The organism is Kosakonia oryziphila, assembly GCF_900094795.1.
Taxonomy (GTDB): domain Bacteria; phylum Pseudomonadota; class Gammaproteobacteria; order Enterobacterales; family Enterobacteriaceae; genus Kosakonia; species Kosakonia oryziphila.
Window position 1 is genome coordinate 19,203 of sequence record NZ_FMBC01000021.1, and the last position, 21,963, is coordinate 41,165.

Consider the following 21,963-nt stretch of genomic DNA (forward strand, 5'->3'; position numbering starts at 1 on the left):
TTATTCCTCCAATTGTTGAAGACTGCGGCTGCGAATCTCTCGCTGCAGCTGCTCGATAACATCATTTACGTCCAGGCTCCCCAGGTCTTTACCACGGCGGGTACGCACGGCAACTTTGCCGGCCTCAACCTCTTTGTCACCGCAAACCAGCATATAAGGGACGCGACGTAAAGTGTGCTCGCGGATTTTAAAGCCTATCTTCTCGTTTCTCAAGTCTGCTTTTACACGAATGCCCGCATTTTGTAGTTTACGCGTCAATTCATTAACGTATTCAGACTGTGAATCGGTGATATTCATGACCACTACCTGCACCGGCGCCAGCCAGGTCGGGAAGAAGCCAGCGAACTCTTCAGTCAGGATGCCGATAAAGCGCTCCAGAGAACCGAGAATCGCGCGGTGAATCATCACCGGAACCTGACGTTCGTTGCTTTCGCCTACATAAGAAGCATTCAGACGAGCCGGCAGGGAGAAATCTAGCTGTACTGTTCCGCACTGCCATGCACGATCGAGGCAGTCATATAAGGTAAACTCAATTTTCGGACCGTAGAATGCACCTTCACCCAGTTGGAACTCAAACGGGATATTGTTCTCTTCCAGCGCAACCGCCAGATCCGCCTCAGCACGATCCCACATCTCATCACTGCCGATACGTTTTTCCGGGCGAGTAGAGAGTTTGACGACGATTTTCTCAAAACCGAAGGTGCTGTACATATCGTAGACTAAACGAATACATGCGTTCACTTCATCACGCACCTGCTCTTCCGTACAGAAGATATGGGCGTCATCCTGAGTGAAACCACGTACGCGCATCAATCCGTGCAGTGCTCCTGATGGCTCATTGCGATGGCAGCTACCGAACTCAGCCATACGCAACGGCAAATCGCGGTAAGATTTTAAGCCCTGATTGAAAATCTGTACGTGACCCGGGCAGTTCATCGGCTTGATGCAGTATTCACGGTTCTCGGAAGAGGTCGTAAACATCGCATCTTTGTAGTTGTCCCAGTGGCCAGTTTTTTCCCACAAGACACGGTCCATCATGAACGGGCCTTTCACTTCCTGATACTGGTACTCTTTTAACTTAGAGCGAACAAATGTTTCCAGTTCACGGAAGATAGTCCACCCATCATTATGCCAGAAAACCATACCCGGCGCCTCTTCCTGCATATGATACAGGTCGAGTTGCTTACCGATTTTACGGTGATCGCGTTTTGCCGCTTCTTCCAGGCGTTGCAGATAGGCATTCAGCGCTTTTTTATCTGCCCACGCGGTGCCGTAGATACGCTGCAACATCTTGTTGTTGCTATCGCCGCGCCAGTAAGCCCCTGCTGTTTTCATCAATTTGAAGTGATGGCAGAAACGCATGTTCGGCACGTGCGGCCCACGGCACATGTCGATGTATTCTTGATGATGATACAAGCCCGGCTTGTCATCATGCGCAATGTTCTCATCAAGGATGGAGACTTTATAGTTTTCGCCGCGTTTGACAAAGGTCTCGCGCGCTTCCTGCCAGCTCACTTTTTTCTTGATGACGTCATAGTTGGTTTCGGCGAGCTCATGCATACGCTTTTCGAGCGCGTCAATGTCTTCCTGGGTCAGGGTGTGGTCAAGATCAACGTCATAATAGAAGCCGTTATCAATAACCGGGCCAATCGCCATTTTGGTATGCGGCCACAATTGCTTGATCGCATGGCCTAACAGGTGCGCACAGGAGTGACGGATAATTTCCAGACCATCGTCATCTTTAGCAGTGATGATGGCGAGGTTGGCGTCACTGTTAATCACATCAGAAGCATCAACCAGTTCGCCATTAACACGGCCAGCGATACAGGCTTTCGCCAGTCCTGGACCGATATCCAGCGCAACATCCATAGGGCTTACGGCGTGGTCATAATGGCGTTGACTGCCATCAGGAAGAGTAATTACAGGCATTTCATTTCCTTATTTGCAGTGGTGCCCCACACGAAAGAGCACATACAAAATTAAATAATGTATTTATATCAGCATGTTAAGGATGTTTATTTGCTTCACTCTGCAAACTGTGCACACCAGATTGTACGAAAACCTGACTGTGCTCATCCCCACCTGTTGATAACGCCCCACAATAGTACACGGCATCGCGGCGACATAAAAGCGTGAACAGAATCATATTCCTGGCGTACAGCGCAGAGATCAGGCTGGTCACGCCCTTATGGCGCACGAACAACAATAAATTCACCTTCAATGAAGGTTGCCGCAACACGGGATTTATGCAACTCAGGCGCTTTATGCGCCATCGAAAAAAATATAGCGAATTCACATTTCATCCATCATGTCCTCAATATCTCATGATGAAATCAGATGAAAAATATTCACCATTTTACTGGAATAACGAACAAACCTGGCTGAGTGATTTTTACCGTCCTGCATCCCCATTAGAAAAAATGGTGGGAATGTTTGTTGTGAATAAAGAAAAAGGTAGTCGTGATGCAACACACAGCCACAGAAATGCCTGTCGGAAAGTTTAAAAAAATAAGAGCACTCAACAGACGTCGTAATTACTTTATAAAAAAAATACGTATGTTGATACGCGTTTATATCGCTAAAATGCTATGGGATAGTCCTGTCCGAAGTGAGCCAAATTTAATCTCAGCGAGAAAAGTTCTGTTGATGCGCAACGAAGGGGCAATTGGCGACGTCGTCGTCGATTCAGCACTGGTTAAATGTCTGCACGAATCTGGGTATATCGTTGATTTTCTGCTGACAAAATCAAACCGCGAGGTAATGCGCTATAACCCCCGCATTCGCCATATCTACGAGGCAGAGGATGTCACTTCCTCCAGCTATCTCAAAAAATTCACCCATAATGTCCCCCACTCTGTGGTTACCGAATTAGCTAATAATAAATACGATATTGTTATCGATCCCTCCCTTCTTGATATCCCGGTGCATCGGTTGTTGTTGTTAAGACAAATAAATGCCAAAGCCGTGTTAGGATTTAATAAGTGGCCCTCTATTAATCATTATACGAAATCCTTTGATTTTGATTGCGCAAACTGGCATGTCAGTAAAACCTTTTTTTGCATCGCAGATTGCATGCAATTAGATAAAAAACAACTGGAAACTTATGAACTGCATATCCCCCAGGATATTTATGCTGAGACGCAACAATTTCTGGCAGCCATCGAAGGCCGTAAGGTTATCATTAATATCTTTGCCAGCAATAAGGATCGCTGTTTATCCCAGACGCAACTTGCGGCAATTATTGAACAGTTGCAGTCCACTTATCCTGCAGTAAATATTATTCTGCTCGATCACCGCAAAGAGATCCGCCTGTCCCTCCCCGACAGAGTCGTCGTAAATCCCTTTAAAACCCTGCATCATGCGATGGCTCTTATTGCACAAGCCGACCTGATTATCTCACCCGATACCTCGATCGTGCATATAGCGGCAGCCTGGCAGAAACCGCTCATTGCTATTTACAAAAATGTACGCCTCAATAATCAGCTTTGGGCACCAGGATATGAAAACGCAAGGCAGATCATCATCAAATATGGAAAGGTGCATCAAAAACAGGATATCGCCAGTTTAATCATGGCGGAAATAGATCCTGTGCGATTGAGATAACACATTTCCTGCGTGAATTATCGGTTCCCAACAACCGACAATTCAGCGAGTTAGCTCCCGATACGGCGCATTGCATTATCACACCAGCGGTAACCATCCACCACAGCCTTGGCCAGCCGCAGAAAAGACGTATAAAACGGGATTTCCGGGATATAACAGCAAAGGAGTACTTTTTATTCACCCCAGCGTGGCAGTCCTGCATGTCTGAAAACAGGATATTCATAAACGGCAGTGATGAATGTTAATGTAAAAAAAGGTTTCAAAATTAATCAAATAGCATGCGTTTAATCTGATTTTTAGTGGTCACCTTGACACAACAGTACCACTGGCAGTCTAGTTGGCTTCCCATTAACATCTAACTCAATGATAAAGCATGGCAATCGTTTATACCGTTATTATTATCGCACTCCTTGCGATCATTATTTTTTCTTTTTATAAGCACCACAGCATTAAATCAGCAAGAAGCTTACCGGATCGTCATAAAAAGCGGCGCTAACGGCACACATCTACTTTGAAAGACAGATCCGCACTCATACAAGGCACGCGCAAGCGTGCCTTTCTACATTTATCAGGATTGATATCCCAGCGCGCGGATCACGGTTTCCATTGCTTCCTGCGTTAACGCAGAACGCGTGACTCGCTTATTTGCCAGCATCGTTCTGACCACGCCGGCAATGACAATATGCTTTGGCTCCTGCCCCAGATCGCGCATCTCGAGCACTACCTTCCCCACCACCCGGCACATCTCCTCGTATAACGCCGCATCTTTGGAATTCCCCATTGCTCCTCCGGTTGTTGTGGTTTTTACCTGGCTTAATTGGCATCAGGATAGGGATAAACCGCCTCTTTGTAACCCCTGTAAATAACTTCCTTCACTTTCAAGCAGGTGTACACATATTAAGCCGACTGATAAATGCTGGCGCAACAAAATGTGGCCACTCAGGCGGCAAAAAGCCGTATCGAAGACGCGGATTATGCGCTGGAAACCAGCAAGATGGTGAAAGCACAAATATTACAACAGGGGCAGGATGCCGTACTCAAAGGGGCAAACCAGTCGGCAGAAAATATTTTGTCTTTGCTTCGGAGTTAAACAGCTAATCTATTTACCAACAGATGTTTTTAAAGAACACCTCAGTTTTCGTCAATATGCGATAAAATACAGGTGTTAATTTTACATTACGATATAAATACAAAAACCGGTACTACACTCTCCGGTTTTTCAAACTTAATGAATTAACCAGGAATCTACTTAATTCCATTCACCGGCAACCAGCGTATGTGCATCAAATGCCTGATCGTTGGTTCCGTGAGCAGATTGCGCGACTGGCACCATATTGGAACCCGCTTCGATGTTAGTGATATTCGTGTTGCTCTGACTGGCTGAAGTGGCAGGCTGAGCCGCGAAGACGCCAAAAGAGAGTGCAGAAAGCACCATGGCAACTGCGGCAGTTTTGATTGTTTTCATAGTTGAGTTCTCTTTCTGTAATACAAACATTATTGGCTTGGCCGTTTTTTTGCTTGTAATACCAGTGTAGATCTGCATCACACCTTTGCCCAGCCAATTTATTTATCCATTCGTGTCAAATAAACTGAATATGTGTCCAGCTAATTAATTATGAAGGCAATGTGGAGAGAAAATTAACTTAAATAAAATTGAATATAAAGCGCGGGAAATAGTACAGATAAAAACAGTGGGCCGGAATTTCCGGCCCGGCGTATCACATTTTATAACCTAACGTTACCGTCGTTCTGCGATCGGTATGATCCGGCGCAGTTGAAGGCGGCTGGGAGTTCCAGGTCAGGTTGTAACTCATCTTCAAGGCAAAGTGGGCGTTAATTGCCACTTCCAGCGCTGTTTCTGAGTTCACTGTGGTATCGTCCGCACCAAACACAGACACACCCTGCGTGAATTTAGTGGTATCGGTCATTTGCCAGGTATAAGTACCGGATGCATAACCCAACGCGGTGGTTTTGGTGTTGTCATCGGTGTACTTGTCGTAACGAACACCAGGACCGAATTCAAAGCGCAGGCTATGAACCGGGCCATTCAGGAACTGGCGACCATAACCGGCGGTAAACACATCGCGGTCCTGATAACCGTTATAGCGATCGGTCAACCAACTGGCCTGGCCGAAAATATAGTCATAATCCGTCATGTTATAACGGCTACGGCCGCCAACGGCGTATTTCTCAGACGAACGAACATCGTTCGATGAGGTATTACTGGCGTTGCCCCACAGAGACCAGGCCGTGGTCTCGCCGTACCACGTCAGGGTGGAATCGGCAGTCAAAGAGGAGTTCTTTGTGTTGCCGGCCTGCGACAAGTAACCGCCGTTCACGCTACCTTCAAACGGGTGTTTCGCGGTGGATGGGTCATCCATGACAGTAAAAACGGTATCATTTGCGGCGGCATTCATTGCCGCAAATACGCCCGCGACCAGTGCAAACGCGGGTACTGTCTTCAAAAGCTTCATTTTTTAGAGTCCGAACAGCAAAAAAAAAGAGACCATCACGGTCCCGGAAACTTTCATCAGGATCAACGAGTAACGTTCCAAAGAAAGATAACAAATTATAAAAAGGCCGCTTAAACATATCAATGAAATCTTATTGGAATTTTTGAATAAGAGAGATCTCGAAAACAACAAAATGGTTATTAATCCTCTAAGCCAATTTAATCGATACCATATTTAAATCAGGCTGTTATTTCCTTTCCCTTCGCTTGATTCAGTGCCAGGATTACTGCAACCGAAGAAAAAGGAGGTCATCATGGTCGCGATTTATACTTTGACGCTGGCACCTTCCCTGGACAGCGCAACATTAACGCCGCAGATTTATCCAGAAGGGAAACTGCGCTGCACTGCACCTGTTTTTGAGCCCGGTGGCGGCGGCATTAATGTCGCAAGAGCCATTACCCATCTTGGCGGTAAAGCCACAGCGATTTTTCCGGCCGGTGGCGCAACCGGCGAACACCTGACGGCGCTGTTAGCGGATGAAAACGTGCCAACTATCAGCATCAACGCCAAAGACTGGACACGGCAGAACCTACATGTTCACGTTGAATCCAGCGACGAGCAGTACCGCTTTGTCATGCCGGGCGCCAGCCTCAGTGAAGATGAGTTTCGTCAGCTCGAAGAAAAAGTGCTCATCATTGAGCCAGGCTCGTTACTGGTGGTGAGCGGCAGTCTGCCGCCAGGCATTACCGTCGGGAAACTGACACAACTTATAAAAACTGCACAGCAACATGGTCTACGCTGCATCGTTGACAGTTCCGGCGAAGCCCTTAGCGCTGCACTGGCTATCGGCAATATCGAACTGGTTAAACCGAATCAGAAAGAACTGAGCGCGCTGGTGGGGCGGGAGTTGACCCAGCCGGATGATGTGCGCAAGGCAGCACAGGAGATCGTTGATAGCGGTAAAGCGCTGCGCGTCGTCGTATCCCTGGGTCCTCAGGGTGCGCTGGCCGTCGATGCGAACCAATGTGTGCAGATCGTACCACCGCCGATGAAAAGTCAGAGCACGGTAGGCGCTGGCGACAGTATGGTGGGTGCGATGACGCTAAAACTGGCGCAGGACGCGCCGCTGGACGATATGGTCCGTTACGGTGTTGCCGCCGGGAGCGCCGCCACGATTAACCATGGTACTCGCCTGTGCGCGCTGGCCGACACGCAAAAGATCTATGATTACTTGCGTAATGCCTGAAAATCGACAAATAGCGCCTGACGACTATGCTAAAAAAACCTTCATGATTACAACGAGGTGACATATGAGCAGCGGCGACATCACGCGCTACGTAGTAGTGGTGAAATTTCATGAGCAAAGCCTGGTCGAAATTAACGAGCTAAATAACTACTTTACACGTGCGGGTTTCCTGCTCACGATGACCGATGACGATGGCAATGTTCACGATCTAGGTACCAACACCTTTGGGCTTATCAGTGCACTCGATGAACAGGAAGTGCTTGAACTCGCCCATGGATTAGCCGCCGCTGCGGTGGCTGAAGAGGCCGACATTACTGTCAGCACCTGGGAGGCGTGGCAGCCAAAAGAGCATTAAGTGCCATGGCGGACCATCTGACCCGCAGGTGTGCGTTACGTCGTATTTTTTCACAGCTTTAGTGCGCTAACCTTATGATCTGGCTGATTACATGGGAGAGACATCATGTGGCAAGCGATAAGTAGTCTGTTACGCGAACAACTGGGAAGTGGCCAGATTGAGCAGCGGGATGAGCTGCCAGGCGGCGAAATACATGCTGCATGGCATGCCCGTTACGCGGGCCATGAACTTTTCGTTAAATGCGATGAACGTGAACTGTTGCCTATTTTTACCGCCGAAGCCGATCAGCTCTCGCTGTTGGCGCGCAGCAATACGGTAAAGGTGCCAACTGTATGGGCTGTGGGCAGCGATCGTGACTACAGCTTTCTGGTCATGGAGTATCTCCCTGCCCGTCCGCTGGATGCGCACAACGCGTTTCTGCTCGGTCAGCAACTGGCACGCCTGCATCAGTGGAGCGATCAACCGCAGTTTGGCCTCGATTTTGATAACGACCTTTCCACTACGCCACAGCCCAACGCCTGGCAGCGCCGCTGGTCAACGTTTTTTGCCGAACAGCGTATTGGCTGGCAGTTGGAGCTGGCGGCAGAAAAAGGTATGGAGTTCGGCAATATCGACGCCATTGTCGAGCATGTTCAGCAGCGCCTGAGCGCCCACCAACCGCAGCCGTCATTACTGCATGGCGATCTGTGGTCCGATAACTGTGCGCTGGGGCCAGACGGTCCTTATATTTACGATCCGGCCTGTTACTGGGGCGATCGGGAGTGCGATCTGGCGATGCTGCCGCTGCATCCGGACCAGCCGCCGCAGATTTACGACGGCTACCAGTCAGTCTCGCCATTGCCCCTTGATTTTCCCGAACGTCAGCCGATCTACCAGCTTTATACGCTTTTCAACCGGGCCATTCTTTTTGGCGGCGAACATCTGCTGAACGCACAAAAAGCGCTTGATCGAGTACTGGCAGCGTAGAACAGACAGGCCCGGGAGCGTTATTGCTTGCGGGCCTGTGACTACTTACAAAAAGCCCAGCAGTGAAAAGAAGAAGTAGCCCGCGATAATCATAATCACCGGCAGCACATACAGTGGGAAAACTTGCAGCAGAATGGTGTGGTGCGGCACGACAATGCGCGCTTCGATCTGCTCGCGAGACAACCCTTCTGGCCCTTTGGCTTGTTCAAGAATCATCTGATTTTCCACGCCTTCACGCAGAAAACGCGCCTGACGGCTCATGCGTGCGCCGGAAGCCTGCAACGCCAGACCAACAAAGATCAGCACGTAGATAAGCCAGAACACAATGTTCAGGCTATGATGGAAGTCGGGGGTCGGTGAGTTGTACCAGAAAAGGTTAAGGAAAGGCGTATTAAAACGCATCATATCAATCATCACATGCGCAAAATCCAGCATCACGGCACTAATGCCTGGCTGTTTTTCACTGTGGTCATACATAAATTTCAGCACAGAAATGACTGTCGAAATTACGGTCGGAATAAAAATCACCCAACCCAGAACGCGTTTCAGAATGGCGATGCGTCCAGCTTGTTGATACGTCATGGATTCCCCTTGTAAGTGACGCACTGTTTCCGCCTTAGTCTACCTGCTGATAATCATTTTCGCCTGATCTTTAAAGTCGGTATGATGAACGTTTAACCACATTTACCGTTTATTCCCGGCGACATGCCATAAAAAAGAGAGGTTTTATGACAGCTCCGCGTCAAATTCATGCTGCCATTTTTGATATGGATGGATTAATTATTGACTCCGAGCCACTATGGGATCGCGCCGAACTGGAGGTTGTGGCAAGCCTTGGCGTGGATATTAACCGACGTCATGAATTGCCCGACACGCTCGGCCTTCGCATCGACATGGTGGTGGAACTCTGGTACGCGCAGCAACCATGGAACGGCCCGGATCGCAAGGAAGTGACAGACCGCATTATTCAGCGTGCAATTTCACTGGTTGAAGAGAAACGCCCGCTACTGCCTGGAGTGCGTGAAGCCATTGCGTTGTGTAAGGCCAATGGCCTGCTGGTCGGGCTGGCCTCCGCGTCGCCGCTACATATGCTGGAAAAAGTGCTGGCGATGTTTGAACTACGCGACAACTTTGATGCGCTGGCCTCGGCGGAAAAACTCCCCTACAGCAAACCGCACCCGCAAGTGTATCTGGATTGTGCCGCCAAACTGGGCGTTGATCCGCTGACCTGCGTGGCGCTGGAAGATTCAGTCAATGGCATGATCGCCAGTAAAGCAGCGCGGATGCGATCGATTGTGGTACCGGATGAAGAACACCGCGCCGATCCTCGTTATGTGCTGGCTAATGCCAGGCTCACCAGCCTGGAACAACTCACGCTAGCTCATATTTTCGGTTAATCCTGCCGGGGTAGCTGCTTTTGCTGCCCCTTTATTTTTGAAACGCAGTTTCATTTTTATTTGTATTTTGCTTGCCCACCTCCTATTCTGATCCCCAGGCGCTGATGCCCTGTCACAATAATAACGATTACGCCGGAGAGAACATGATACTGGATGCCTTTAAGCTTGCAGGTAGAGTAGCCATTGTAACCGGGTGCGATACCGGTCTGGGTCAGGGAATGGCATTAGGACTTGCGGAGGCGGGCTGCGATATTGTCGGCGTGGGCCGGAAAATTCCGCACGACACTGCCAAACGCGTCCATGCTCTCGGGCGTCGTTTTGTTTCTGTACAGGCGGATCTGCGACACCAGCACGGACTGGATTATATTGTTAATCAGACGGTGGACCAGATGGGCCGGGTGGATATTCTGGTGAATAATGCTGGCGCCATTCGACGCTGCGACGCGCTTGATTTCAGCGAGCAGGACTGGGATGACGTCATGAACCTGAATTTGAAGACGGTCTTCTTTTTATCGCAGGCCGTCGCCCGGCAATTTATCGCACAGAATAACGGCGGCAAAATTATTAATATTGCCTCGATGCTCTCTTTCCAGGGTGGCATTCGTGTACCCTCTTATACCGCGTCGAAAAGTGGCGTGATGGGGCTGACCCGTCAGCTGGCCAATGAATGGGCGCCGCACCAGATTAACGTCAACGCTATCGCGCCAGGCTATATGGCGACCAATAACACCCTGCAACTGCGGGAAGATGCCGAACGCAGCCAGGAGATCCTCGATCGCATTCCCGCAGGGCGTTGGGGCGAGCCAGAAGATTTAAAAGGCGCGACGGTGTTTCTCGCTTCACAGGCATCCGATTACATTAATGGCTTCACTCTCGCCGTCGATGGCGGCTGGCTGGCGCGATAATCTAACAGGATTGTGACAAAGAGTTACAACGTCACCTCTTCCGCCTACTGTATAAACATCCTATACTGTATACATCGACAGTTTAGTGAGTTTGATCATGACGGCCGAAGGACACCTGCTTTTTTCCATTGCCTGCGCGGTGTTTGCCAAAAATGCCGAATTAACACCCATCCTTGCTCAGGGTGACTGGTGGCATATTGTTCCGTCTGCCATTCTTACCTGCCTGTTACCGGACATCGATCACCCGAAATCCTTCCTCGGCCAGCGTCTGAAGTGGATATCAAAACCGATGGCGCGAGCCTTCGGCCATCGGGGATTTACGCACAGCCTGCTGGCAGTTTTTCTCTCGCTCGCGCTGTTTACGCTAAAAGTCCCGGAAAGCTGGATTGTCCCTGCGGATGCATTGCAGGGAATGGTGGTGGGCTATTTGAGCCATATCCTTGCAGATATGCTGACACCTGCGGGTGTGCCGCTGCTATGGCCTTGTCGCTGGCGCTTTCGCCTGCCTATCCTGGCCCCGCAAAAAGGCAACCAGCTCGAGCGCGTATTATGTATGGCGCTGTTCACCTGGGCGGTGTGGATGCCGCAATCGCTGCCCGAAAACGGTGCAATTCGCTGGTCATCACAGATGATAAACTCGCTGCAAAATCAGTTTAATCGTTTTATTCATCCACAATCTGGCCATTAAGCCAACAATCCCCCTGCTTTTGGCATAAAACATTCTATTTGGATATAAGGCCACCTCGGCACTTCTGCTAACCTTCCGCCACTGGGTTAACTGGCAAGGTTGACCGAATAATGAAATCAGGAGAACGGGGATGAATCTTCCATTAATCGCGAACGTCGCTGTGTTCGTGGCATTGCTGTTTTTGCTGGCGCAGACACGCCACAAACAGTGGAGCCTGGCAAAAAAAGTGCTGGTCGGCTTAGGGCTTGGCGTCGCCTTCGGCCTGGCGCTACAGGCTATCTATGGCGCTGACAGCCCGGTACTGAAAACCTCTATCCAGTGGTTTAACGTGGTTGGAAACGGTTATGTTCAGTTGCTGCAAATGATCGTGATGCCGCTGGTATTCGCCTCCATTTTAAGCGCCGTCGCGCGCCTGCATAACGCCTCCCAGTTGGGTAAAATCAGCTTCTTAACCATCGGCACGCTGCTATTTACTACGTTGATCGCCGCGCTGGTCGGGGTGCTGGTGACTAACCTGTTTGGCCTGACCGCCGAAGGTTTGGTACAGGGAACCGCAGAAACAGCGCGTCTGAATGCCATCCAGAGCAATTATATTGGTAAAGTAGCCGATCTGACCGTACCGCAACTGCTGCTCTCTTTCGTGCCAAAAAATCCGTTTGCCGATCTGACCGGCGCAAACCCGACTTCGATCATCAGCATCGTCATTTTTGCTGCTTTCCTCGGCGTCGCTGCGTTGAAATTGCTGAAAGATGACGCGCCAAAAGGCCAGAGAGTGCTAACCGCTATTGACACGCTGCAAAGCTGGGTGATGAAACTGGTGCGTCTGGTGATGCAGCTTACGCCGTACGGCGTACTGGCGCTGATGACTAAAGTCGTGGCGGGCTCCAACATTCAGGACATCATCAAGCTGGGCAGCTTTGTTATCGCCTCCTATCTTGGCCTCGGCATTATGTTTGTCGTGCACGGCCTGCTGCTAGGCGTTAACGGCATCAGCCCGCTGAAATTCTTCCGCAAAGTGTGGCCAGTGCTGACCTTTGCCTTCACCAGCCGTTCCAGCGCCGCGTCAATTCCGCTGAACGTGGAAGCGCAAACCCGCCGTCTGGGCGTACCAGAATCGATCGCCAGCTTCTCGGCCTCTTTCGGTGCAACGATTGGTCAGAATGGCTGTGCCGGCCTTTACCCGGCAATGCTGGCCGTCATGGTAGCACCCACTGTCGGCATTAACCCGCTGGATCCAGTGTGGATTGCCACATTGGTAGGGATTGTTACCGTCAGCTCCGCCGGTGTCGCGGGTGTCGGCGGTGGCGCGACGTTTGCCGCTCTGATTGTACTGCCAGCCATGGGCCTGCCGGTCACGCTGGTTGCACTACTGATTTCTGTTGAGCCGCTAATTGATATGGGCCGTACCGCGCTGAACGTGAGCGGCTCCATGACCGCCGGAACGCTAACCAGCCAGTGGCTGAAGCAGACCGACAAAGCCATTCTGGAAAGCGAAGACGACGCCGAACTGGCACATCGTTAAGTCAAAAACGACAAGGCGGGGAACCTCCCCCCGCCACCTTCTTTACCCGCAAAACGGCATCTTTCAGCCAGAGTCAGAATGTTTGCTGATTATCGGGTCACCGCACTTCGCCAGCCGTAGTGCCGGTATTACTCTTCGTCAAGCTCATTCTGCTGGCGCATCTGCATTGCCCAGCGCTGGGCCGCTTCCGGCACGCTGAAGACCGGTGAACGGTGAAAATTTTCACCCATCAGCACAAACGCAACATATTTACCGCGCAGCAGCCAGACATCACGAAACCCGTTCACTTTTTCGGCATGATCGGGCGGAGCGGGTTCAACCCGAGGGACATAGCTGATAACGACTCGGTTTTGTTGGCGAAGAGGTTTCATAAGCGATGCATTCACTAAAGACAAAATCTACAGACATGAAAGACCTATCATAGCCGATTGTTACCCCGCCCGTCGCCTCCGGCGCACTTTTCGCAATTTTTTCATCGAACCGCTATCTACCGGGCGACCGGGCATCAGCAGGGCAATGTTCTATAGTTAGAGGGGTTTTGCCATAACAACGACCATTTTTCAGTAATGAAAACAGGAGACGAGTTCAATGTCGCAACAGAAAAAAGCCCCTCAACGAGCCCCGGTGCATGATGCTAACGAATCCCGTCCTGGGCTGGATTCCCTCGCGCCAGAAGACAATTCTCACCGTCCTTCCCCTCACCCCACAGCGCCTGGCGAACAGCCGACCGCGCCGGGTAGCCTGAAAGCGCCGGATACGTCCAACGACAAACTGAACGCGCTTGAATACTTCCGCAAGGGCAGTGAGAATTTTCCACTTACCACCAATCAAGGGGTGCGCATCGCCGACGATCAAAACTCCCTGCGCGCCGGAACCCGTGGCCCCACACTGCTGGAAGATTTTATTCTGCGGGAGAAAATTACCCATTTTGACCATGAACGCATTCCGGAGCGGATCGTGCACGCACGTGGTTCAGCGGCGCACGGCTATTTTCAGCCCTATCGCAGCCTGAGCGATATCACCAAAGCCGATTTTCTCTCCGATCCGGAGAAAATCACGCCGGTTTTTGTTCGCTTCTCCACGGTTCAGGGTGGTGCCGGTTCGGCAGATACCGTGCGTGACATCCGTGGTTTTGCCACTAAGTTTTATACCGATGAGGGCATTTTTGATCTGGTGGGCAACAACACGCCGATCTTTTTTATTCAGGATGCGCATAAATTCCCCGATTTTGTTCATGCCGTAAAACCGGAGCCACACTGGGCAATCCCGCAGGGACAAAGCGCTCATGACACCTTTTGGGATTACGTTTCTCTGCAACCGGAAACGCTGCACAACGTGATGTGGGCGATGTCAGATCGCGGCATTCCGCGCAGCTATCGCACCATGGAAGGGTTTGGTATTCATACTTTCCGGCTGATTAACGCCGAAGGGAAATCGACCTTTGTGCGCTTTCACTGGAAACCACTGGCAGGCAAGGCGTCGCTGGTATGGGATGAGGCACAAAAACTGACCGGGCGCGATCCGGATTTCCATCGCCGCGAGTTGTGGGAAGCCATTGAAGCGGGGGATTACCCGGAGTATGAGCTGGGACTGCAACTGATCCCTGAAGAAGATGAGTTCAAATTTGATTTTGACCTGCTGGATCCAACCAAACTGATCCCGGAAGAACTGGTGCCGGTGCAGCGCGTGGGCAAGATGGTGCTAAACCGGAACCCGGATAATTTCTTCACCGAAAACGAGCAGGCCGCGTTCCATCCAGGGCATATTGTTCCAGGGCTGGATTTCACCAACGACCCACTTTTGCAAGGGCGCCTTTTCTCCTACACAGATACACAAATCAGCCGTCTCGGCGGGCCAAACTTCCATGAAATTCCGATTAACCGCCCTACCTGCCCGTATCACAATTTCCAGCGCGACGGCATGCACCGCATAGATATTGATACCAATCCGGCCAACTATGAACCGAACTCAATCAACGATAACTGGCCGCGAGAAACACCGCCAGGGCCGAAACGCGGCGGTTTTGAGACCTGGCAGGAACGTGTTGAAGGCCATAAAATCCGCGAGCGCAGCGCCTCTTTTGCCGAGTATTACGCCCATCCACGACTTTTCTGGCTTAGCCAGACGCCTTTTGAGCAGCGCCATATCATTGATGCATTCAGCTCCGAGCTCAGTAAAGTGGTACGCGCCTATATTCGCGAACGCGTTGTTGATCAATTGGCACATATCGACGTTCATCTGGCACAGGGCGTTGCCGGGAATCTTGGGATTACACTCAGCGATGAACAACGCAATATCGCTCCACCACCGGATGTTAACGGCCTGAAAAAAGATCCGGCGCTGAGCCTGTATGCGGTTCCGGACGGTAACGTCAAAGGCAGGGTAGTGGCTGTCCTGTTGCATGATAACGTCAGCGCTGCCGATGTACTGACCGTACTGCAAGGGCTTCAGGCAAAAGGCGTTCACAGCAAACTGTTGTACGCCCGCATGGGTGAAGTGACCGCTGATGACGGCTCCAGCCTGCCAGTGGCTGCAACGTTTGCAGGATCTCCCTCGCTCACAGTGGACGGTGTGTTTGTCCCCGGCGGCGATGTGAGCGAACTTTTACAAAATGGTGATGCGAAATACTACCTGCTGGAGGCGTATAAGCACCTGAAAACCATTGCCTTGCTGGGCGATGCGCGTCAGTTCAAAGCACTGCTGGGCGTAAATGCGCAGGGGGAAGACGGTATTGTGGAAGCGGACTCAGCCTCATCAATGCTGGTGGATGATTTCCTCGTCCATCTTGCCGCGCACCGGGTGTGGTCGCGAATGGGCAAGATTGGCAGCATACCGGCATAAGCTAAAAAACCAGCCATCAGGATAATGTCTATCACTTAAGGAGCGGTTGACCGATCCTGTGGATCATGTAAAAAGGGTTCCATAATGTACATGGAACCCTTTTTAAAGGTAACTTTCAAAACCTCAGAAGGCAGCCAGGTCTTATTTCAATAACGATTACCGCATTGAATTAAAACGCTCTACCATGTTATGCGCAATCCTTACGGTAATAAATAAACGCATTGCTGGCATCGCCGCCCTGAGGAACGCGAAAATATTCATTTTCATTAGTTTCTTTTAATCCGGCATCAACAGATTCATAGGTAAAATAAGATGAATCATAGCTGATATCATCAGACATATAACGCTCCTCTCAAGGATGAGTTTACCCCTGCGCAATGCGTTAACATTGTGCCCGAGGTGATTGCAGAGAAAAGTTATTGAGTGTTTATTCGGGTTTAAATCCTGGTTTGCCGTTGGCTGCGCACCATTCTTTTATCTCATTGATAATCCCTTGTGTTGAATTATCTGCATTCGGTTCAGGATGATATATAAGATCCCAGCCATCGGGATGCTCTGTTAATCGACTAAAGTTGTAAATAGCTTCGTCATGAGCTGATTCTGATGGGAAATCCGCCGCTCTGATTTTTGTGATGAAATCATGAAATTCTTTTTCTGTATAATCGGATAATTTTTTTTCAGCCATTTTATTTACTCTTATGAATATCAATGTGTCGTTCTGGTGTTACAGGGAAGAGATCAATGCTGCGGGGTGGGTTCTCTAAGCATGGCGGTCAGTACGTTTTTTGTACTGTCTATATTAGATCAAAGTCCTGACCTTACGTTACGGCCAGGACCCTGTCAGTAGTCTGAACCGGCCATCAGGCCGGTTTTTTTATGCTCAGGCAAAATAACTTACTGCTTAGCTTGCGGATCAGTATCGTATTCTGCACATGTTTGATAACCGGAATTCATCACGTGGCCAGTTTCATCAAGTGCCACAAAGTATGTTTCGGTTTTACCGCCACGTTGACCCAGAATGTAGGTCTGGCAGGTACCGCGCGCGTGAATCATCGTGACTTCAGAAGAAGGACGACCTGCAATCTGCATAACCTGCTGGCGGCTCATGCCTTTTTTCACATCTTTCACAACCGGTTGAGCGACCTGATCTTTTGCGCGATCGTAGGCAGTACACCCTGCCAGCATGGTCAGTACAGCGGCGGCGCCCAGAATTCCTGCGATGTTTTTATTCATATTCCATCCTCTTCAGTATCCACTTGTGTATCAGCGTGTTATCTAATCCTGGAATAGAAAAGTACATTTTTCAACTATGGGTTGCCGATGGTATATCTTTCGGAAAAATCTAATGAAAGTGACATAAGCTGCTAAAACGCAGCAAATTGCGCCACTCAAATCTGTGATCCTTGTCGTTTTACTGCCAAAGGGTTAATTTGGCTCTATATTAACTATTTGCAACCTGCCAGGCAGGATTACATAACGGAGGGGTAAATGACTCTGCAACAAGAGATTATTCAGGCGCTGGGCGTGAAGCCGGGCATCAACGCCGAAGACGAAGTTCGCCGCAGCGTGGATTTTCTGAAAACCTATCTGAAGACGTTTCCCTTTATTAAATCGCTGGTACTCGGCATCAGCGGCGGCCAGGATTCCACGCTGACCGGCAAAATCAGCCAGTTGGCTATCAGCGAACTGCGCGCGGAAACTGGCGATGAAGCGTATCAGTTTATCGCCGTACGTCTGCCTTACGGCGCGCAGGCAGACGAGCAAGATTGCCAGGATGCCATCAGCTTTATCCAGCCGGATCGCGTATTGACCGTAAACATTAAAGGCGCAGTGCTGGCGAGTGAACAGGCGCTGCGCGATGCCGGCATCGAGTTGAGCGATTTTGTTCGTGGCAATGAGAAGGCCCGTGAACGTATGAAAGCGCAATATAGCATCGCTGGCATGACTAAAGGTGTGGTAGTCGGCACCGATCACGCCGCTGAAGCGGTAACCGGCTTCTTCACCAAATATGGCGATGGCGGTACCGACATCAATCCGATTTTCCGTCTGAATAAACGTCAGGGGAAACAATTGCTGGCATATCTGGGCTGCCCGGAACATCTCTATAAGAAAGCGCCAACGGCAGATCTGGAAGACGATCGCCCGTCGCTGCCTGATGAAGCCGCACTGGGTGTCACCTACGAAAATATCGATGATTATCTGGAAGGCAAAACGCTGGATGCCGGTATCGCCAAAATTATCGAAGGCTGGTATCTGAAAACCGAACACAAACGCCGCCCGCCGATTACCGTTTTCGATGACTTCTGGAAAAAATAATTCCTGAAATTCATCATGATCTTATCAGGCCTGCCTGACGGGCCTGATAAGCGTAGCCACCTCCGCGTCCTCCCCCGCTCCCTGACGTTGTCACAGCTCTTCCGGCCTACTCTGGTTGCCACTTTTTTAACCTGCCGTTAATTGTTATACTGGATAGGTAAACAGTATCAGGAGTTTCTGAGTGGCAAGGCGTCAATCAGCCCCGCGTCTCGAGTTTGACGCAGCGGCAATTTATGAATACCCCGAACATTTGCGCCAGTGGCTGGAGGCCATGCCAAAGCACCCTGGCGTCTATATTTTTCATGGCGAAAGCGAGGCGATGCCACTGTATATCGGCAAAAGCGTCAATATCCGCAGCCGGGTGCTGTCGCATATGCGCACCCCGGATGAAGCCTCGATGCTGCGCCAGTCCAGGCGCATCAGTTGGATCTGCACCGCCGGAGAGTTGGGCGCATTGCTGCTGGAAGCACGGCTGATCAAAGAGCAGCAGCCGCTGTTTAATAAACGCCTGCGCCGCAATCGCCAGCTCTGCTCGCTACTGCTGGGCGGCGAAAAACCACAGGTGGTTTATGCGCGCGAAGTGGATTTTTCCACCACGCCGGAGCTCCACGGGCTGTTCGCCAACCGCCGCGCCGCGTTACAGGCGCTGCAATCCATTGCCGATGACGAAAAGCTCTGCTACGGCCTGCTGGGGCTGGAGTCGGTCACACGCGGTCGTCCCTGCTTTCGCTCAGCGCTGCAACGCTGCGCCGGCGCATGCTGCGGCAAAGAACCACGCGAAGCGCACGATGCGCGTTTCGCCGCGGCGATGGCGCGCATGAAGCTGGTGTGCTGGCCCTGGCAAGGGCCGGTCGGATTGAAAGAGAGTTTCGGCGTGATGACGCAATACCACATCATTCACAACTGGCTGTGGCTGGGTTCGGTTAACACCCTGAGCGAGGCCACCGCGCTGCTGCGCACGCCAGCCGGTTTCGACCATGATGGTTACAAAATACTCTGCAAGCCGCTGCTCAGCGGCTTGCATGAAATCATCAACCTGGATTAATGCCCGGGCAGCCAGTTGATCTCACTGAACAGCAACTGCCCTTCTGGCTTCAACAGCCGTAGCGTGTGCCGCCCTTCCTGCCAACAAGCGCCCTGATCGGCGGTTAACAGTTTATCCCCAAGTTGCCACGCGCCACTAAGAATAAACACCACACCGCCGCGCGCCCCGAAGGTGGTAAATGTGCGATCGGCGATACGTACTTTTGCCTGACAACGGTCACGACGCGTCAGGATATTGAAATCCATCGACATTTTCCCCTCCGACAACTCCACTTTCACCGACTGTTCACCGGCAAAGGTAAAGGGCTGATGGTGTTTCAGGGTGTGGCGGAAAACGCTACCACCATCCAGCGTTACTTCACCACCTTCCAGTAGAGTTATCACACGGTCAACACCAGGGAACTGCGGAAACTCACCATTACTTGCCAATGAAGCGATACTGACGCGCCAGTTAAAATCGCGGGTGGCGGGCGGAAAACAGCAAATCTCCCGGGTCTCGCCCGCACCATTACGCCAGAGATTCACCGGCATTTTGCGAATATCAAAGAATTCCATCATCACTCCTGAAGGGCGCGGTCATGAGATCCGCGCCGCTGCTTTAGCAGGCAGCGTGGCAGCTTGTTATTGTTTATTGTCGTTGTCGGATTATCGGCAGCAGCAACAATTTGCCTTAGGCCACAGCGTAACCAGACATGTAAAAAATTATAAATTTCAGATAAGTAACACGCCCTGAGAAAAGGGGCCTCACGAGAATACCGCGCTACGAGCGGCTGGCAAGAGGGAAGAAAAGAAAAAACCGCCAGTTCTGCCCATCACGTACTGCATGAAATAGGCAAAACTGGCGGTCTTGATAGGGAGTGCTGAATTATTCAGCAGGTGCAGGAGGCATTTTACCTTCCGGTGCTGGACGTTCTGTCAGACGCTTCTCAAAATTCGCATTGAACTGCTTTTTCTGTTCCGGCGTCAGGATGTTGTAAATTTTGTTCTGCGTTTCCATGTGTCTCAGCATGCCAGCTTTATGCTGTTCTTCCATTTTCGCGATCTGTGCTTCCGCTTTCGCTTTATCGAAGCTATCACTGGTGATAATGTCATGCATTGCACGCATCTCTTCAACCTGCGGACGTTTCATCTCATCACGCTGGCTTTTCATAATTTCCCGGATCTGCTGTTTCTGTGCAACGGTCAGATTCAGGTCTCTGAACATCATATCGTGCAGACCTTTACCAGTGCGGTGCATCATCGGTTTGCCATCAGCAGGAGCAGCCGTTGTGTCGGCGGCGTGTGCGAGGCCAGCAGCGCCAAAAGCCAGGGTAGAGGCAACAAACAGAGCAGTCAATTTACGCATATTTTATTCCTTATTTCGGTTTTACTTACGGCAATAGCCGTGTTGACGCCATTTACTTTACCGTCTTTATCGTCAATTAATCAGAGCGACAGTAAAACAATGAAAGTGTAAAGACCCTTTTTACGTCAAATGTGAGGAAAATAAGGAAAAACAGTGGAGAGTTGAGAATTAAATAATCAATTAATTGATTAATAGTGAATTATTAAGAGTATAAAGTCATAGTGATTAATAATAAACCCAATCACCAGGATTTTTCTGTAATTTATTTAAAAAGGCACTAAAAAATAAGCCCTGCGGTAACAGGGCTGATGTATTAGTTTATTTTTTCCAGCATCAATCCGGCGCGCAAACCAATCGCGACACCTGGATTCGGAAATAGCACATACTCTTCATCATGTTGCACAACGTAGCGTTCACCGCGATCTTCCGCCAGCAGCGTCCCGGTGCTGAAAGGCGTAAAGTTCAGTGTTTCTGCTGACATATACAGTTTAAACGCCTCGCTGTGTCGCGTCAGTTGCTGCACAACCCGGTAACGCACCGGCACGTTCTGCGTGTCCGGTGCAGGTTCACCAGCCAGTAGCGCCGCCAGCGCCCAGGCAGTACGCTGAAACTGGCTGAGATCGTTCTCGCCAAATGGTAGCGCTTTACCCAGCTCCAGCGTACAAGACAGTGTCTCAAATTGCGCACACGTGAAGTGGGTAAACGTGCCGCCCGGCGCCTGATGGAACACCAGCGCTTCCAGCCCTGCTGAGCCGAGCCACTCCAGAAACAGCTCATCCCACGGCTGAGCGCGCTGCGGCAACACGCCGAAACGCACATGATACGACCCGCGAATCGCCGTATGCAGATCGAGATGCCAGCGTTCCTCATCACCGCCAGCAAAAAAGTGGGTAACCGCGCGTTCAAGCTGCGCGGCACGCACCGTTTCATCGCTGGGCGGGAGTTGCCGCCAGCGTCCACCAAACATGCGGTTCAAATCGCTATGCAGAAAACGCTTTCCTTCCCGCAGCGCCTGCGGGTTGCCAAGGATAACCAACAGCCGCCATGTAAGCGGCTGCGTACCGGAAAACAGATTTTTCAGCAAGATATCCAGCATTTCCACCGGCGCGGTTTCATTGCCGTGGATGGCGCAAGAGAGCACCAGCGAGCGTCCGGTAGGGTACGGCGGCACCAGTTCAAGGATCCCTTGTTCATGCCACAGCCAGTGAATACCGCCCGACTCCCCTGACATTTTACGCGGGATGTCACCCGATAAAGTGGCGGCAAGAAAGTTCTCCATACG

The 21,963-nt window shown here is 50.7% G+C and carries 24 protein-coding genes and 1 pseudogene; 13 read left to right on the forward strand and 12 right to left on the reverse strand.

What is annotated here, in order from left to right:
• The gene (gene thrS / locus GA0061070_RS11615) at nucleotides 1–1,929 is read right to left on the reverse strand and encodes a threonine--tRNA ligase (RefSeq protein WP_090136295.1); all 1,929 of its coding nucleotides are present in this window, start codon (nucleotides 1,927–1,929) and stop codon (nucleotides 1–3) included.
• 203 nt (nucleotides 1,930–2,132) lie between these two features.
• On the opposite strand from thrS, the gene GA0061070_RS24765 reads away from it, so the two are divergent.
• Nucleotides 2,133–2,504, forward strand: a complete 372-nt coding sequence (locus GA0061070_RS24765) for a hypothetical protein (protein ID WP_139109757.1) — start codon at nucleotides 2,133–2,135, stop codon at nucleotides 2,502–2,504.
• Entirely contained in the window at nucleotides 2,464–3,603 is a 1,140-nt protein-coding gene (locus tag GA0061070_RS11620) for a glycosyltransferase family 9 protein (RefSeq protein WP_425256053.1), read from the forward strand. Before GA0061070_RS24765 ends, GA0061070_RS11620 begins: the two co-directional genes overlap by 41 nt.
• 568 nt (nucleotides 3,604–4,171) lie before the next feature.
• On the opposite strand, the gene fumD is transcribed toward GA0061070_RS11620, so the two are convergent.
• Nucleotides 4,172–4,384, reverse strand: a complete 213-nt coding sequence (fumD, locus tag GA0061070_RS11625; protein WP_090136299.1) for a fumarate hydratase FumD — start codon at nucleotides 4,382–4,384, stop codon at nucleotides 4,172–4,174.
• A gap of 135 nt (nucleotides 4,385–4,519) precedes the next feature.
• On the opposite strand from fumD, the pseudogene GA0061070_RS11630 reads away from it, so the two are divergent.
• Nucleotides 4,520–4,693, forward strand: a pseudogene (locus GA0061070_RS11630) (flagellin); the annotation flags it as partial.
• A 159-nt stretch (nucleotides 4,694–4,852) separates the two neighbouring features.
• Here the strand turns inward: GA0061070_RS11630 and GA0061070_RS11635 are convergent.
• Both GA0061070_RS11635 and GA0061070_RS11640 read right to left on the reverse strand, forming a co-directional pair.
• On the reverse strand, nucleotides 4,853–5,068 hold the full coding sequence (locus GA0061070_RS11635) for a YdgH/BhsA/McbA family protein (protein ID WP_090136354.1): 216 nt from the start codon (nucleotides 5,066–5,068) through the stop codon (nucleotides 4,853–4,855).
• Between the two features lie 253 nt (nucleotides 5,069–5,321).
• Nucleotides 5,322–6,077, reverse strand: a complete 756-nt coding sequence (locus GA0061070_RS11640) for a DUF481 domain-containing protein (protein ID WP_090136302.1) — start codon at nucleotides 6,075–6,077, stop codon at nucleotides 5,322–5,324.
• Nucleotides 6,078–6,369: 292 nt separating this feature from the next.
• Between GA0061070_RS11640 and pfkB the strand changes: the two genes are divergently transcribed.
• From pfkB to GA0061070_RS11655, 3 genes are all read left to right on the forward strand, one after another.
• Entirely contained in the window at nucleotides 6,370–7,302 is a 933-nt protein-coding gene (gene pfkB / locus GA0061070_RS11645) for a 6-phosphofructokinase II (protein WP_090136304.1), read from the forward strand.
• A gap of 64 nt (nucleotides 7,303–7,366) precedes the next feature.
• Nucleotides 7,367–7,657 carry a type V toxin-antitoxin system endoribonuclease antitoxin GhoS gene (gene ghoS, locus GA0061070_RS11650; RefSeq protein WP_090136306.1) on the forward strand — a complete coding sequence of 97 codons (291 nt, stop codon included), beginning with the start codon at nucleotides 7,367–7,369 and terminating at the stop codon, nucleotides 7,655–7,657.
• A gap of 105 nt (nucleotides 7,658–7,762) precedes the next feature.
• On the forward strand, nucleotides 7,763–8,623 hold the full coding sequence (locus GA0061070_RS11655) for a fructosamine kinase family protein (RefSeq protein WP_090136308.1): 861 nt from the start codon (nucleotides 7,763–7,765) through the stop codon (nucleotides 8,621–8,623).
• Nucleotides 8,624–8,668: 45 nt separating this feature from the next.
• On the opposite strand, the gene GA0061070_RS11660 is transcribed toward GA0061070_RS11655, so the two are convergent.
• Entirely contained in the window at nucleotides 8,669–9,205 is a 537-nt protein-coding gene (locus tag GA0061070_RS11660; protein ID WP_090136310.1) for a YniB family protein, read from the reverse strand.
• A gap of 146 nt (nucleotides 9,206–9,351) precedes the next feature.
• On the opposite strand from GA0061070_RS11660, the gene hxpB reads away from it, so the two are divergent.
• The 4 genes from hxpB to GA0061070_RS11680 all read left to right on the forward strand — a co-directional run bounded on the left by hxpB (nucleotide 9,352) and on the right by GA0061070_RS11680 (nucleotide 13,135).
• Nucleotides 9,352–10,020 (forward strand): hexitol phosphatase HxpB, encoded by a 669-nt coding sequence (gene hxpB, locus GA0061070_RS11665; RefSeq protein WP_090136312.1) that lies wholly within the window; start codon nucleotides 9,352–9,354, stop codon nucleotides 10,018–10,020.
• Nucleotides 10,021–10,163: 143 nt separating this feature from the next.
• On the forward strand, nucleotides 10,164–10,925 hold the full coding sequence (gene kduD, locus GA0061070_RS11670) for a 2-dehydro-3-deoxy-D-gluconate 5-dehydrogenase KduD (protein ID WP_090136314.1): 762 nt from the start codon (nucleotides 10,164–10,166) through the stop codon (nucleotides 10,923–10,925).
• A gap of 97 nt (nucleotides 10,926–11,022) precedes the next feature.
• A complete protein-coding gene (locus GA0061070_RS11675) occupies nucleotides 11,023–11,613 on the forward strand; it encodes a metal-dependent hydrolase (RefSeq protein ID WP_090136316.1) in 591 nt (196 codons plus the stop codon).
• A gap of 130 nt (nucleotides 11,614–11,743) precedes the next feature.
• The gene (locus GA0061070_RS11680) at nucleotides 11,744–13,135 is read left to right on the forward strand and encodes an L-cystine transporter (RefSeq protein WP_090136317.1); all 1,392 of its coding nucleotides are present in this window, start codon (nucleotides 11,744–11,746) and stop codon (nucleotides 13,133–13,135) included.
• 128 nt (nucleotides 13,136–13,263) lie between these two features.
• On the opposite strand, the gene cedA is transcribed toward GA0061070_RS11680, so the two are convergent.
• Nucleotides 13,264–13,521 carry a cell division activator CedA gene (cedA, locus tag GA0061070_RS11685; RefSeq protein WP_090136318.1) on the reverse strand — a complete coding sequence of 86 codons (258 nt, stop codon included), beginning with the start codon at nucleotides 13,519–13,521 and terminating at the stop codon, nucleotides 13,264–13,266.
• A gap of 202 nt (nucleotides 13,522–13,723) precedes the next feature.
• On the opposite strand from cedA, the gene katE reads away from it, so the two are divergent.
• Nucleotides 13,724–15,976, forward strand: a complete 2,253-nt coding sequence (katE, locus tag GA0061070_RS11690) for a catalase HPII (RefSeq protein WP_090136319.1) — start codon at nucleotides 13,724–13,726, stop codon at nucleotides 15,974–15,976.
• Nucleotides 15,977–16,163: 187 nt separating this feature from the next.
• Here the strand turns inward: katE and GA0061070_RS25170 are convergent, their stop codons facing one another.
• From GA0061070_RS25170 to osmE, 3 genes are all read right to left on the reverse strand, one after another.
• The gene (locus GA0061070_RS25170) at nucleotides 16,164–16,316 is read right to left on the reverse strand and encodes a hypothetical protein (RefSeq protein WP_167353571.1); all 153 of its coding nucleotides are present in this window, start codon (nucleotides 16,314–16,316) and stop codon (nucleotides 16,164–16,166) included.
• Nucleotides 16,317–16,403: 87 nt separating this feature from the next.
• Nucleotides 16,404–16,661, reverse strand: a complete 258-nt coding sequence (locus GA0061070_RS11695) for a bacteriocin immunity protein (RefSeq protein WP_090136320.1) — start codon at nucleotides 16,659–16,661, stop codon at nucleotides 16,404–16,406.
• Nucleotides 16,662–16,870: 209 nt separating this feature from the next.
• Entirely contained in the window at nucleotides 16,871–17,209 is a 339-nt protein-coding gene (osmE, locus tag GA0061070_RS11700; protein ID WP_090136321.1) for an osmotically-inducible lipoprotein OsmE, read from the reverse strand.
• Between the two features lie 255 nt (nucleotides 17,210–17,464).
• On the opposite strand from osmE, the gene nadE reads away from it, so the two are divergent.
• Complete coding sequence (nadE, locus tag GA0061070_RS11705; RefSeq protein ID WP_090136322.1) at nucleotides 17,465–18,292, forward strand: ammonia-dependent NAD(+) synthetase; 828 nt, start codon at nucleotides 17,465–17,467, stop codon at nucleotides 18,290–18,292.
• Between the two features lie 181 nt (nucleotides 18,293–18,473).
• Nucleotides 18,474–19,337, forward strand: coding sequence for an excinuclease Cho (gene cho / locus GA0061070_RS11710; protein WP_090136323.1), 864 nt, complete (start codon nucleotides 18,474–18,476; stop codon nucleotides 19,335–19,337).
• Here cho and ves read toward each other — a convergent pair.
• The 3 genes from ves to astE all read right to left on the reverse strand — a co-directional run bounded on the left by ves (nucleotide 19,334) and on the right by astE (nucleotide 21,960).
• Nucleotides 19,334–19,891, reverse strand: a complete 558-nt coding sequence (ves, locus tag GA0061070_RS11715) for an environmental stress-induced protein Ves (RefSeq protein ID WP_090136324.1) — start codon at nucleotides 19,889–19,891, stop codon at nucleotides 19,334–19,336. The two genes, cho and ves, sit on opposite strands and share 4 nt — an antisense overlap.
• 310 nt (nucleotides 19,892–20,201) lie before the next feature.
• Entirely contained in the window at nucleotides 20,202–20,681 is a 480-nt protein-coding gene (spy, locus tag GA0061070_RS11720; RefSeq protein ID WP_090136325.1) for an ATP-independent periplasmic protein-refolding chaperone Spy, read from the reverse strand.
• A 313-nt stretch (nucleotides 20,682–20,994) separates the two neighbouring features.
• Nucleotides 20,995–21,960: a succinylglutamate desuccinylase gene (astE, locus tag GA0061070_RS11725; RefSeq protein ID WP_090136326.1), complete on the reverse strand. Its 966-nt coding sequence runs from the start codon at nucleotides 21,958–21,960 to the stop codon at nucleotides 20,995–20,997.
• Nucleotides 21,961–21,963: the final 3 nt, after the last annotated feature.